Origin of the sequence: Bradyrhizobium valentinum, from assembly GCF_001440405.1 — a bacterium.
Taxonomy (GTDB): Bacteria; Pseudomonadota; Alphaproteobacteria; order Rhizobiales; family Xanthobacteraceae; genus Bradyrhizobium; species Bradyrhizobium valentinum.
Genome location: NZ_LLXX01000169.1, coordinates 288 through 12,516, shown reverse-complemented (window position 1 = coordinate 12,516; position 12,229 = coordinate 288). Strand labels below are relative to the sequence as shown.

General features: G+C 63.4%; 12 protein-coding genes. 1 reads left to right on the top strand and 11 read right to left on the bottom strand.

Annotated elements, in window-relative coordinates; translation table 11 throughout:
• Window positions 1–9: 9 nt before the first annotated feature.
• The 11 genes from CP49_RS29820 to pcaF all read right to left on the bottom strand — a co-directional run bounded on the left by CP49_RS29820 (window position 10) and on the right by pcaF (window position 11,152).
• A complete protein-coding gene (locus CP49_RS29820; protein ID WP_057853705.1) occupies window positions 10–1,881 on the bottom strand; it encodes a bifunctional sugar phosphate isomerase/epimerase/4-hydroxyphenylpyruvate dioxygenase family protein in 1,872 nt (623 codons plus the stop codon).
• On the bottom strand, window positions 1,878–2,618 hold the full coding sequence (locus CP49_RS29815; RefSeq protein ID WP_057853704.1) for an ABC transporter ATP-binding protein: 741 nt from the start codon (window positions 2,616–2,618) through the stop codon (window positions 1,878–1,880). Before CP49_RS29815 ends, CP49_RS29820 begins: the two co-directional genes overlap by 4 nt.
• Before the next feature lie 11 nt (window positions 2,619–2,629).
• The gene (locus CP49_RS29810) at window positions 2,630–3,373 is read right to left on the bottom strand and encodes an ABC transporter ATP-binding protein (RefSeq protein ID WP_057853703.1); all 744 of its coding nucleotides are present in this window, start codon (window positions 3,371–3,373) and stop codon (window positions 2,630–2,632) included.
• The gene (locus tag CP49_RS29805; RefSeq protein ID WP_057853702.1) at window positions 3,370–4,368 is read right to left on the bottom strand and encodes a branched-chain amino acid ABC transporter permease; all 999 of its coding nucleotides are present in this window, start codon (window positions 4,366–4,368) and stop codon (window positions 3,370–3,372) included. Before CP49_RS29805 ends, CP49_RS29810 begins: the two co-directional genes overlap by 4 nt.
• The gene (locus CP49_RS29800; protein WP_057853701.1) at window positions 4,365–5,240 is read right to left on the bottom strand and encodes a branched-chain amino acid ABC transporter permease; all 876 of its coding nucleotides are present in this window, start codon (window positions 5,238–5,240) and stop codon (window positions 4,365–4,367) included. Before CP49_RS29800 ends, CP49_RS29805 begins: the two co-directional genes overlap by 4 nt.
• A 100-nt stretch (window positions 5,241–5,340) precedes the next feature.
• On the bottom strand, window positions 5,341–6,477 hold the full coding sequence (locus CP49_RS29795; protein ID WP_057853725.1) for an ABC transporter substrate-binding protein: 1,137 nt from the start codon (window positions 6,475–6,477) through the stop codon (window positions 5,341–5,343).
• 50 nt (window positions 6,478–6,527) lie between these two features.
• Window positions 6,528–7,418, bottom strand: a complete 891-nt coding sequence (locus CP49_RS29790; protein ID WP_057853700.1) for a shikimate dehydrogenase — start codon at window positions 7,416–7,418, stop codon at window positions 6,528–6,530.
• A gap of 129 nt (window positions 7,419–7,547) precedes the next feature.
• Window positions 7,548–8,486 (bottom strand): LysR family transcriptional regulator, encoded by a 939-nt coding sequence (locus CP49_RS29785; protein ID WP_057853699.1) that lies wholly within the window; start codon window positions 8,484–8,486, stop codon window positions 7,548–7,550.
• A 45-nt stretch (window positions 8,487–8,531) separates the two neighbouring features.
• On the bottom strand, window positions 8,532–9,137 hold the full coding sequence (gene pcaG / locus CP49_RS29780; protein ID WP_057853698.1) for a protocatechuate 3,4-dioxygenase subunit alpha: 606 nt from the start codon (window positions 9,135–9,137) through the stop codon (window positions 8,532–8,534).
• Window positions 9,138–9,839 carry a protocatechuate 3,4-dioxygenase subunit beta gene (pcaH, locus tag CP49_RS29775; protein ID WP_057853724.1) on the bottom strand — a complete coding sequence of 234 codons (702 nt, stop codon included), beginning with the start codon at window positions 9,837–9,839 and terminating at the stop codon, window positions 9,138–9,140.
• 104 nt (window positions 9,840–9,943) lie between these two features.
• Window positions 9,944–11,152, bottom strand: a complete 1,209-nt coding sequence (gene pcaF / locus CP49_RS29770; protein WP_057853697.1) for a 3-oxoadipyl-CoA thiolase — start codon at window positions 11,150–11,152, stop codon at window positions 9,944–9,946.
• A gap of 291 nt (window positions 11,153–11,443) precedes the next feature.
• Here pcaF and CP49_RS29765 point away from each other — a divergent pair.
• On the top strand, window positions 11,444–12,229 hold a 786-nt coding region (locus CP49_RS29765), incomplete at its 3' end, for a MutS N-terminal domain-containing protein (RefSeq protein WP_476695633.1).

Genomic DNA, 12,229 nt, shown 5'->3' with positions numbered 1-12,229 from the left:
TCCGAAGTGTCACGCCTTGGGCATGGTCAGCGGCCGCGATTCCCGGGTCTGGGCCGCGAGCCTGATCGCGGCGTTGGCGGCGCCGAAGCCGTGATAGTTGCGGCGCTCGACGATCTCGAAGAAAAATCGATCGTCGAACGCGTGGGTGTAGACCTGGAAGAATTCGCCCTCGCCTTCACGGTCGTACAGAATCTGGTTGTCGCGAAGGGCGGCCATGGTCGCGGCGTCGAGGCCATATTTGGCTTCGATATCGTCGTAGTAATTGTCGGGAATCTTCAGGAAGTCCGCACCGCGCGAGCGCATGTCGGCGACCGCGGCGAAGATATCGCCGCAGGAGAACGCGACGTGCTGCACGCCGGAGCCGAAGAATTCGTGGATGAAACGGGCCGATAGCGTGCGGGTGGCCGACGAGCCGTTGAGCACCACGCGCAGGCTCTGATTGCCATTGATCAGCGCCTGGCTCTGCACCAGCCCCACGGGGTCTGCGATCTCCATCTGCGGCAGACGCTGCAGATCGAGTATGCCGGTGTAGAACAGTAGCCACGACAGCATCTCGTCGTAAGGCATCGACTGCGAGATATGGTCGACGGCATCGAGTTGGTCACCGGCCGCATCGCTGCGCAGCGGCTCGAAATCGAGGTCCCAATTCTTGCCGGCATCCTCCAGGAAATAGAGCAGGCTGCCGCCGACGCCGCGGATCGCGGGAATCTCGAGTTCGCCCGGCCCGACCGGCTGGTAAAAAGTCCGCGCCTGCAACGTCTCCGCGCGTGCCATGGTCCGGCCGGCATCGTCGACGTCAACCGCGATGGCGCAGACGCCGGAGCCATGCGCGACAAAATGCGAATGCGCAAAGCTGTCAGGTTCGCAATTGATCACGAGATCAATATGGCCCTGCGACCAGCGTTCGACATCTTTGCTGCGGTGAGCGCCGGTTTTGCGAAAACCGAGCTGGCCGAACAGCGCCGCGAGGTCGCGGCCTTTTTCTTCGCTGACGGCGAATTCGATGAAGCCGACGCCGCGACTGCGCGCCCTCGGCTGCAGCGGCATGGCAGGCGCGCCCCGCGCCGCGCCGCGGACGTCATCCTCGAGCAAGATGAGCGAGCGCAGCCCGTCGGTCGCGGTGCGGACCGCGGAGCCGGCGCGAAACTGGTCGTTGAATATCTCCAGCGACAGCGGGCCCGCATAGCCGGTGGCGAGCACGGCTTCCACAAACCGCGCGACCGGCAGGTCGCCCTGACCCGGGAAGCAGCGGAAATGCCGGCTCCAGGACAAGACGTCGAGGCCGAGTTTCGGCGCGTCGGCGAGCTGCACCAGGAAGATCTTGTCGGCCGGGATCGACTGAATCGGCATCGTCGGAAACGACGGTGCCAGCGCGTGAAAACTGTCGAGAATGATGCCGATCGACTTGTGGTCGGCGCGCCGCACGATCTCCCAGGCATCGCGGTAATCGTTGACGTGAAGCCCCCAGGCGAGCGCCTCATAGCCGACACGCAAGCCGCGCGCGGCGGCGCATTCACCCAGTTCGCGGAAATCGGCGGCCGCGCGGTCGATGCCGCCGAGCGAGGCCGGCGAAATGTTGCTGCAGATCAGCATCAAGTCGGTCTGCAGCTCCTGCATCAGGTCGAACTTGCGCTCCGCGCGCGCGAAATTGCGAGCGCGCTGCGGCTCCGGCATGCCCTCGAAATCGCGGAACGGCTGGAAGGCGCAGATCGAAAGCCCGAGATCCCGGCACATCTGGCCGACGTCCCGCGGGCTGCCGCTGAACGACAGCAAGTCGTTCTCGAAGATCTCGACGGTGTCGAAGCCGGCCGCAGCGATCGCGCGCAGCTTTTCATCGAGCGCGCCGCTCAGCGATACCGTGGCGATCGAGCGCTTGTTCATGCCGCGGTTTCCGTCATGGCGCCGCCCAGGAACAATTGCCCGATGCGGGGATCGTTCAGCACGCGCTGCGCTGTGTCGACAAGCCGGGTCTGGCCGAGCTCGAGCACGACGCCGTAGTCGGAAATCTCCAGCGCCGAGCGCGCGTTCTGCTCGATCATCAGGATCGACACGCCGCGGTCGCGAAGGTCTTTCAAAATGTTGAAGGTCTGCTGCACCATCAATGGCGAAAGCCCGATCGACGGCTCGTCGATCAGCACCAGTTGTGGGTTGAGCAGCAGGCCGCGGGCGACTTCGAGCTGCTTCTGCTCGCCGCCCGACAGCGTGGAAGCTTGCTGCGTCGCCTTCTTGCGCAGCACCGGGAATTTATCCAGCGCCGCCTCGATCCGATCAGGCAGATCGGTGATGTCGCGTCCTGCCACGACGGCGCCGAGCTGGATGTTGTCGCGCACGGACAGCTCAGGGAAGATATTGCGGCCCTGCGGCACGTAGCAGATGCCCGATGTCAGCAGTTCGCGCTGGCTTAGCCCGGTGACGTCACGCCCCCTGAACACGACCCTGCCTTCGCGCAGCTTCAACAGGCCGAAGATGGCCTTGAATACCGTGGACTTTCCCGCGCCGTTCGGCCCGATCACGGTGGTGATGGAGCCCGCGGGCACCGAGAAGCTGGTGCCATTGAGAATCGTCATCTTGCCGTAGCCGCCGACGAGGCCTTGAACATCCAGGATGGTATCGCTCATGGATCGATCCCTCAGTGGCCTAGATAGGCTTCAATGACGGCGGGATTGGCGCGGACTTCCGCCGGCGTGCCCATCGCCAAGAGCTTGCCTTCCGCCATCACCATCACGCGGGTGCACAGCGACATCACGAACTCCATGTTGTGCTCGATCACCACGAAAGTGGCGCGCTTCTCGCGGTTGATCGCCGCCAGCCGCTCCTTGAGGTCGCCGAGCATGGTGAGGTTGACGCCGCCGGCGGGTTCATCGAGCAGCACCAGCCGCGGACCGCCCATGAACGCCATGGCGGCGTCAAGCAGCTTCTGCTGGCCGTAGGACAGGCCGCCCGCAGCTTCGGTGGCGAGATGGTCGAGCTTGAAGAAGCCGATCATCTGGTCGGCCACCGCGGTCAGACCCGCATCGGAGGGGCCGAACAGCCGCGACATCATGTTGCCCTGATGCTCCTGCCCGGCGAGGATCAAATTTTCCCGCACTGACAGTTTCGGAAACACCTGCAGGAGCTGGAAGGTGCGGCTGACGCCGAGGCGATTAAGCTCCGACGGCCGCAGCCCGGTGACGACCTTGCCGTCGACCTTCACCTCACCGTCCGTTGGTGCAAGCTGCCCGAGGATGCAGTTGAACAGCGTGGACTTGCCGCAGCCGTTCGGGCCGATCAGGCCGAGGATCTCGCCCTCCTGCACGTCGAAGCTGACGCCGTCGACGGCCTTGATGCCCCCAAAGCTCTTCTTGATGTTGCTGACCTCGAGCACTGCGGTCATGGCGCCGTCTCCAGCCTGGATTTGGCGACCGCGCGCAGCGCGGAGGCCACCTTGGTGCGGCGCTCGGCCAGATAGCGGTCGAGAATGCCGAGGATGCCGGTCGGCGAGTAGATCAACAGCAGCATTACGGCGACCGCATAGAGCATCAAATAGTAGCCCTGCGTGAAGCGCAGCCACTCCGGCAGCAGCACTGCAATCATCGCACCGAGGAACGGTCCGAAGAAGAAGCCTGAGCCGCCGACGATCACCATCATCAACAGATCGAGCGATAGCGAGAGGTTGAAGGGAACCGGATCGATATACTGCGTCAGCGGAGCATAGAGCGTGCCGGCGACGCCGCCGAGCGCCGATCCGATCGCAAACGCCATCAGCGTATAGCGCCGCGTGTCGATGCCGAGCGACAGCGCCCGCACCGGATTTTCGCGCAGCGCCACGAAGGCGCGGCCCCAGGGCGAGCGGATCAGCCACCACATCGCCAGCGAGACGATACCGAGCGAGCCGAGACAGAAATAATAGAACGGCAGCGGCCGGTTGGTGGCGAAGCCCATGACGTTCGGCCGCGGAATGTTGGAGATGCCGTAGATACCCTTGGTGAGCCAGTCCTCGTTGCGGAACACAAGGAACGCGAGCGTCGAGAACGCCAGCGTCACGAAGGCAAGGTAATGATGCTGCACGCGCAGCGCGGGATAACCGAGAATCCAGCCGATGGCGAAGCACAGCACGATCGCAACAGCGAGCGCGGCAATCAGTGGCATGCCCTGCGTGGTCATGATCGCCGCCGCATAGGCACCGATGCCGACGAAGGCACCCTGCGCCAGCGAGATCTGACCGGCGTAACCCAGCGTCAAATTGAGCCCCATCGCGGCAATCGTCATGACAGCCCATTGGCTCAGGATATAGAGCCCATAGCGATTGAAGTTCATCGGCACGACGATCAGGGCCGCGATGACAGCGATGCCGAGCACAATGCGCAGATATTTCCCCGTGGCCGTCATACCGTGCGCTCCTCGGGCCGGCCGAGCAGTCCCTGCGGGCGGAACAGAATGATTACGATCAACAGGATGAGCGGGACAGCGGCGCGGTACTGTGTCGACACATAGGCGGCGGCCAGATTGTCCACCACGCCGATCAAGAGCCCGCCGGCGATGGCGCCGCGCACCTGGTTGAAGCCGCCGACAATCGCCGCGATGAACGCCGCCTGTCCCAGCACCTCGCCAGAGGAGAATTTTGCCAGATAGATCGGCGTGATCAGCAGCGAAGCCAACGCCACCAGAAACGCGTTGATCAGGAACGTCAGCAGGATCATGCGTTCGACCGGCACGCCGATGATGCGGGCGACCGTCGGATTCTGCGCGGTCGCCTGCATCTGATGGCCGATCGACGTGCGATTCAACAGCGCGGTCAGGCCGATCACGACCGCGATCGCGAGTGCCAGCACGCCGAGGCTCTGCAACGAGACCACCCGGCCGAGGATCGAAACGTCACCCGCCGGCACGATGGAGGGGAATGGCGACGCCTCGGCGCTGAAGAACTGCTTCACCGCTTCCTTCATGCCGATCGCCAGCGCCATGGTCGCAATCGCCAGCGGCAGCACGCCGTGCCGCAGCATCGGGTCGACCAGCAGCAGCTTGAACCCGAGCCCGAGCAGCAGCAGCGACAGCAGGATGCCGAGAATGATCGCGAGCCAGAACGGCGCACCTGCATGCATCACCGCCAGCATCAGGAACGCCGGCAACATCACGAATTCGCCTTGTGCGAAATTGATGGTTTGCGACGTCTGCCACAGCAGCGTGAAACCGACCGCAACGAGGGCATAGATCGCCCCGGTCGCAAGGCCTGCCACGAGCAGATCGAGCAGATTGGACATGCTTCTCCCCTCACCGTCACACGCGGACGATATCAATGCTGTTTCGCAATGCCTGATCGCGACGGGGGCGCGTTCTTCCGCGCGCCACCCGTGCCATAGCTCAGTTCAGCTTCGGCAACACCTGCTTGACGACCTGCTTGCCCTCGACGATCTCGACCAGGAATCCCTGGCGATCGATGTCGCCCTTCTCATCGAAGGTCACATCCATCAGGATGCCGGGCTCGCTCGCGGCCTTGATGGTGAGACCGTGGAGGTTGTCGGCGAACGCCTTGGAATCGACCTTGCCCATCTTCTCGGTGGTGGCCTTGATCATGTAGATCGCGAGATAGCCCTTCAGCCCGTTATGATCAGGGACGTAGTTGTACTTCTTGACGAACTTCTCCCTGAAAGCCTTGACCAGATCGACCGGCGCATCGGTGGTCAAGCCGACATGACCACGCGCGCCGTTTGCGGCGTCGCCGGCGAGTTCGACGACTTTCTGGCCGACCAGCGTCGTCTCGCCGACCAACGGCACGGTGATCGCCTGGCGCTTCAGCTCCTTGAGCATCCGGGCGCTTTCTTCCTCGTTGACATAGACGAAGACAGCATCGGGCGCCGCGGCCTTGATCTTGCTGACGTCGGCGGCGAAATCGGCCTGTCCGGCTTCGGTCGAGATGTCAGCCGCGATCTTGATGTTGTACTTGGCGAATTCCTTGGTGATGACGTCACGGCCACCCTTGCCGAAATCATTGTTGACCCAGACGATCGCGACCGACTTCGCCTTCAGCTCGTCGTTGATGTATTTGGCAACCTTCGGCATCGAGGATTGCTGGCCGAACGAGGTGCGGAACAGAAACTTGTTGCCGCCTTGCGTCAGTTCGGCGGCTTCGCCGCCCATGATCTGCGCGATGCCGGCTTCGGCGGCGAGCGGCGAAGTGACCTTGACCGAGCCGGAATAGCCGGGCCCGAGCAGGACGTAGGGTTCGTTGTCGAGCGCCTTCTGCACCTGCGCACGCGCGACGCCGGGATTCGATTGCGAGTCCGCATGCGTGACTTCCAGCTTGCGGCCGAGCAACCCACCCTTGGCGTTCACTTCCTCGATCGCAAGGTCGATACCGTTCTTCCAGTTATTGCCGACGGTTGCGCCACCGCCGGACAATTCCGCGACATTGGCGAGTTTGATCGGTGCGCCTTGCGCGAAGGCTGCGCCTGCTGACACGGTGGCGAGCAGGAGCCCAGCAAAAATTCCAGATCTCATTTCCATCCCCTCTTCTCGTTACAACAAGCGACCTTGTGACCGGCCGCGTTTTAGGCTGCGTTCACTTTAGCGTAGCGTTTGGCCATCACCGCGTCGAATGCATTTCCCATCTCGACGGTCGATGGCTTCAGTCCCGTGAACAGTTCGAATGCGTCGGCGGCCTGATAGATCGCGAGCTCGCGCCCGGTCATGACCTCGGCACCCCCTGCCTTTGCCGCATTCAACAGCGGCGTCCAGAGCGGCGTGTAGACCGCATCGGCCACCCACAGGTCCTTGTGCAACAGCGTGTCCGGGATCGGCGTGCCACGGTTCGGCAGCATGCCGATCGGCGAGCCGTTGACGACCCCGGTAGCGCCGCTCATCGCGTCCTCGACGCTGTCGGCAGCTCTTGCTTCGCCCTGGCTCTTGAACTGCGCGGCGAGTTGGTCGGCCTTGGCGCGGTCCGTGTCGAAGATCCTGATCTCGCCCACGCCAGTCTGCACCAGTGCGAAGGCGATCGCCTTGCCGACGCCGCCTGCACCGATCACGGCGACGCGGCTCTGCGCGGGATCTCGGATAAGCTCAGCGATCGCCCGGGCAAACCCTGTCGTGTCGGTGTTGTATCCGATCAGCCGACCATCCCTGACCACGACGGTGTTGACCGCGCCGATCGCACGCGCCCCAGGCGACAATTCATCGAGCAGGGAAACAACCGCTTCCTTATACGGAAAGGTGACGTTGACGCCCGCAAAGCCCAGCCGGCGCACGCCGTCGAGCAGCCGCCGCAATTCCTCGCTGCCAGCGCCTGCGACTTCAATGAGCTGGTAGTGGCAATGCGCGCCGAGCGCTTCGGCGGCCCGCTCATGCATCGCAGGCGACGCCGAATGCGCGATCGGCGCCCCGATGAGGCCGGTGAGAAAGCGGCGGTCGGCCGGAGCAAGAGGTCGGGCGGCAGGGCTCATGTTCTCATCATCAGGTGCAATGCGCTTTAGCGGCAGCGGTAGGCTCGGGACACGTCCCGATCCGGCCCGACGATAGCCCTTTGCCGACCTAACACAATTACCCATTTATGCCGGATAGATAACATCATGTTATTTCTTGCGAGACCTCGAATCGGGCTTTCGCGACGCTGTTTTACTTGGCCCGACCGCCCGCATTTCCGAGCGCAGACAGTCGATGAAATGCTCGATGTGCAGTGAGAGCGGCGCGCCGCGCTTCACCGCAATGTAAGTATCGAATCTGGTCGGCTCGACGATCTTCAATAGTTCGATGCCGGGATAACCGCCATGGGCGACAGTGAACTGGTCGATCACGGCAATGCCGAGACCGGCCTTGACCAGCGCACACACGGTCGTGCCGAAGCGCGCGCGGATGGTAATGTCGTAGTCGAGTTTGTTGCGGGCGAATATCTCCGCCATGATCCGTCCATAGGGGTCGTTGGGATCGATCCCGATCAGCGGATAGCGGATGATCTCCGCGGCCGAGACCTGCTTGCATCCGGCGAGCTCATGCCCGGCCGGCACGATGCAGAACAACTCGCCCGACGCCAGCGGCAGGAAATCGAGGCCGGGATGCTCGAGCCGGTAACTCATGGCGACGCAATCGCCCCGGCCGAGTAACAGATAATCAACCGCTTCCTCGATCTTGAGGATGTTGATGTCGATCCGCAGTTCGGGGTAGCGGCGCCGCACCCGCTCGATCGCGCGCGGCACCATGACCTGCGAGATGCTCGGCACCGAACCGATGCGCAGCTCGGACAGATCGCCGCGGCCGATCTTGGAGATGATCTCGGAGAGATCATCCATCTTTTCGTAGACGCCGTTGATCTGCTCGAAGATGTTGCGGGCTTCCGCCGTCGGGAAATAGCGCCCGTTCTGACGCTGGAAGAAGCGGACGCCGAGCGACTTCTCGGTATATTTCACCAGCCGGCTGATGCCGGGCGCCGACACGTTCAGAAGCCTCGCAGCGCCGCCGATCGTGCCGGTCACCATCACGGCGCGGATCACCTCGACCTGGCGAAGCGTCATCATGTGCGAAGTCTTGCCTGTCGCGCCGCCTCGTCTGAATAATTGCGGCTATACGTCGAAAAACACCGTCTCTTTGTCGCCCTGCAGATGGATATCGAAACGATAGACCGCGTTGCCGCTGCCCGGCTGCCGCGTCGCGATCAGCGTCGAGCGGCGGTCAGCCGGCACCAGCGCCAGCACGGGATCGGTGGCGTTGGCGGCCTCACCGTCGAAATAGATCCGCGAATAATTATGCAGGAGCATGCCGCGCGCGAACACGGCAAGCACCATGTGCGGCGCCTGCGGCTTGCCGTCGGGATCGGCGACTAGCCCCGGCTTGATGGTGTCGAAGGTGTAACCGCCCTTCGCATCGGTGCCTATGCGGCCGAATCCCTTGAATGACGTATTCGTCAGCGCCCGCTTGTCCTGCGGGTCGGAGAAGCGCCCTTGCGCGTCCGCCTGCCAGATCTCCAGCATGCAATCCGGCACGACCGCGCCGTCGCCGTCGAACACCTGTCCTTCGATGCGAATGCGTTCACCCGACGTGTCAGGCGTCACCAGGTTGTTGTTGAACGCGTCGTTCCAGTCGTATTTGCCGTTCGGCGTCAGGCCATAAGCGAAATACGGACCGACGGTTTGCGACGGGGTGATCCCGTCCGGTTTGGCCTGTTGCACTTAACTGTTCTCCATCGGCGTGGCGCTCTGCCCGCGCAGCACAATGTTGAAGCGGTAGCACAGCGCCCAATCCGGCTTGGTGTTCTCCATATCGAACGCGGAGATCATGCGGTTGCGCGCCTTCTCGTCGGTGACCGAATTGAAGATCGGATCGAACGGAAACAGCGGATCGCCGGGGAAATACATCTGCGTCACCAAACGCGACACGAACGAATGGCCGAACACCGAGAAGTGGATGTGGGCCGGCCGCCAGGCGTTGTGATGATTGCCCCAGGGATAGGCGCCGGGCTTGATGGTGATGAAGCGATAATAGCCTTGCGCGTCAGATTGCGTGCGGCCGGCGCCGGTGAAATTCGGGTCGAGCGGCGCAGGATGCTGGTCGACGACGTGGACATAGCGGCCGCAGGAATTGGCCTGCCACAGTTCGACCAGCGCGTTCGGGATACCGCGGCCGTCCTCATCGAGCACATGGCCGTGCACGATGATGCGCTCGCCGATCGGCTCGCCCTTGCCGTGAACCGTGAGGTCGTGATCGTTCTCGCGCACCGTCTCGTGGCCGTAGACCGGGCCGGTCAATTCCGACAGCGTGTGCCGCATCGGAATCAAGGGCTTGGAGGGCGAGCGCTTGACCGTGCTTTTGTAGGCGGGAGACAGCCGCGGCGGATGCGCCGCGAGACTTTGCACCGGATAAACCAATGTCATGATGAATTCCTCCCTCGCGTCGCGTCGGTCAGCCGCGCTGCGGATCATTATATGACATAACTAATTCGGGAAAGGACTGTTTTTCGCTCCCCCAAACCACTGTTTTAATTAATCTTTTCGATCGCGACGGCAACGCCCTGGCCGACGCCGACGCACATGGTTGCCAAAGCAAGCTTCCCGCCTCGCTTCTCCATGCCGTGCACTGCCGTTAGCGCCAGCCGCGCGCCGCTCATGCCGAGCGGATGGCCGAGCGCGATCGCGCCGCCGTGCGGGTTGACGAAGTCGGCGTCGTCCTTGACGCCCAGTTGCCGCAAACAGGCTATGCCCTGCGAGGCGAAGGCTTCATTGAGCTCGATCAAATCGAAGTCAGAGATCTTGAAGCCGAGCCGCTCCATCAGCTTCCTGGTCGCCGGCACCGGGCCGATGCCCATGATGCGCGGCGGCACCGCGGCCGAGGCTAGCCCCAGGATGCGCGCCCGCGGCGTCAGCCCGTGCTTTTTCACCGCGGCTTCGGAGGCGAGGATCATCGCCGCCGCGCCGTCATTGACGCCGGACGCATTGCCCGCCGTCACCGTGCCGGGATTGCGCACGATCGGCTTCAGTTTCGCGAGACCCTCCAGCGTCGTCTCGGGGCGCGGATGCTCGTCCTTGTCGACGATCACAGGTCCAGCCTTGCCGCCCGGCACCGACACCGGCGTGATTTCCTCGGCGAAATAACCGGAAGCGATCGCAGCACCTGCGCGCTGCTGCGAGCGGATCGCCATCGCATCCTGGTCGGCGCGCGACACCTGAAATTCCTCGGCGACGTTCTCGCCGGTCTCCGGCATCGCATCGACGCCGTACTGCGCCTTCATCAAGGGATTGATGAAGCGCCAGCCGATGGTGGTGTCGTAAATCTCGGCCGAGCGCGCAAACGCTTCCGGCGCCTTGCCCATCACGAACGGCGCGCGGGTCATCGATTCGACGCCACCGGCAATCGCGAAATCGATTTCACCGGCGCGGATCGCCCGGCCCGCGGCGCCGACCGCATCGAGGCCCGACGCGCAGAGGCGATTGAGGGTCTGGCCGGGAACCGATTCCGGCATGCCCGCGAGCAACAGCGCCATCCGCGCCACGTTGCGGTTGTCCTCGCCGGCCTGATTGGCGCAGCCGAAAAACACCTCATCGACCTGCGACCAGTCGAGATTGGGATGCTTAGCCATCAGCGCCTTGATCGGGGTCGCGGCCAGATCGTCGGCACGCACTTTGGCGAGCGAGCCGCCGAAACGGCCGATCGGGGTCCGGACGGCATCGCAAATGAATACATCACGCATAGAAACTCTCCCTGAATGCCGTGCCTTAGGCGTTAACCCGCTAGGTTTGATGGCGAGTTTTAGGAGCGTGCCCGCGACAGGTCAATTGAGGCAAGCCCATCCCGCGGCGGGGCCGTCATGCCCTCAACGCTGGCGTGATGCGTGGAAAACTCTGACAACGCGGGTATGGGAATAGGACCGCGCGGCGAAATTTTGTAGTTTGCCGCCCTGGAGCCTTGGCCGGCTCCAGCTTCACTTTTTGACGCGTTTTCTTCACGCGAACCGGTGCCCACTTCACTTGAAAACGCTTTGATGACAATCCAGCAATCCATCCCCGCCCCCGCACCGCCCGAGGCCACTCCCGCCGCTGATGCAAATTCGCGCGTCACGCCGATGATGGAACAATATCTCGAGATCAAGGCCGCCCATCCCGGGCTGTTGCTGTTCTACCGGATGGGCGATTTCTACGAGCTGTTCTTCGAGGACGCCGAAATCGCCTCCAGGACGCTCGGGATCGTGCTGACCAAGCGCGGCAAGCATCAGGGCGTGGATATCCCGATGTGCGGCGTGCCGGTGGAGCGCTCCGAGGATTATCTGCACCGCCTGATCAATGCCGGCCACCGCGTCGCCGTATGCGAGCAGACCGAGAATCCCGCCGCGGCACGCGCCCGCGGCAATAAGAGCGTGGTGGCCCGCGGCGTGGTGCGGCTGGTGACGCCGGGGACGCTGACTGAAGACACGCTGCTGGATGCCCGCACCAACAATTATTTGCTGGCGATCGCGCGCGCCCGCGCCTCTTCCGGCGGCGATCGCATCGGGCTCGCCTGGATCGACATCTCCACGTCCGAGTTCATGGTCACGGAATGCTCGACCGCGGAACTCGCCGCGACGCTGGCGCGGATCAACCCGAACGAGGCCATCGTCACCGACGCGCTCTATGGCGATGCCGACCTCGGTCCGCTGCTGCGCGAACTGCCCTCCGTGACGCCGCTCACCCGCGATGTCTTCGACGGTGCCACCGCCGAGCGGCGGCTCTGCGACTATTTCGCGGTCGCGACCATGGACGGTCTCTCCGCGATGTCGCGGCTGGAGGCGACC

Excerpts from the sequence above, each read along its gene's own strand:
- CP49_RS29820 (WP_057853705.1), bottom strand. The coding sequence starts at position 1,881 with ATGAACAAGCGCTCGATCGCCACGGTATCGCTGAGCGGCGCGCTCGAT.
- CP49_RS29815 (WP_057853704.1), bottom strand. The coding sequence starts at position 2,618 with ATGAGCGATACCATCCTGGATGTTCAAGGCCTCGTCGGCGGCTACGGC.
- CP49_RS29810 (WP_057853703.1), bottom strand. The coding sequence starts at position 3,373 with ATGACCGCAGTGCTCGAGGTCAGCAACATCAAGAAGAGCTTTGGGGGC.
- CP49_RS29805 (WP_057853702.1), bottom strand. The coding sequence starts at position 4,368 with ATGACGGCCACGGGGAAATATCTGCGCATTGTGCTCGGCATCGCTGTC.
- CP49_RS29800 (WP_057853701.1), bottom strand. The coding sequence starts at position 5,240 with ATGTCCAATCTGCTCGATCTGCTCGTGGCAGGCCTTGCGACCGGGGCG.
- CP49_RS29795 (WP_057853725.1), bottom strand. The coding sequence starts at position 6,477 with ATGAGATCTGGAATTTTTGCTGGGCTCCTGCTCGCCACCGTGTCAGCA.
- CP49_RS29790 (WP_057853700.1), bottom strand. The coding sequence starts at position 7,418 with ATGAGCCCTGCCGCCCGACCTCTTGCTCCGGCCGACCGCCGCTTTCTC.
- CP49_RS29785 (WP_057853699.1), bottom strand. The coding sequence starts at position 8,486 with ATGATGACGCTTCGCCAGGTCGAGGTGATCCGCGCCGTGATGGTGACC.
- pcaH (WP_057853724.1), bottom strand. The coding sequence starts at position 9,839 with ATGACATTGGTTTATCCGGTGCAAAGTCTCGCGGCGCATCCGCCGCGG.
- pcaF (WP_057853697.1), bottom strand. The coding sequence starts at position 11,152 with ATGCGTGATGTATTCATTTGCGATGCCGTCCGGACCCCGATCGGCCGT.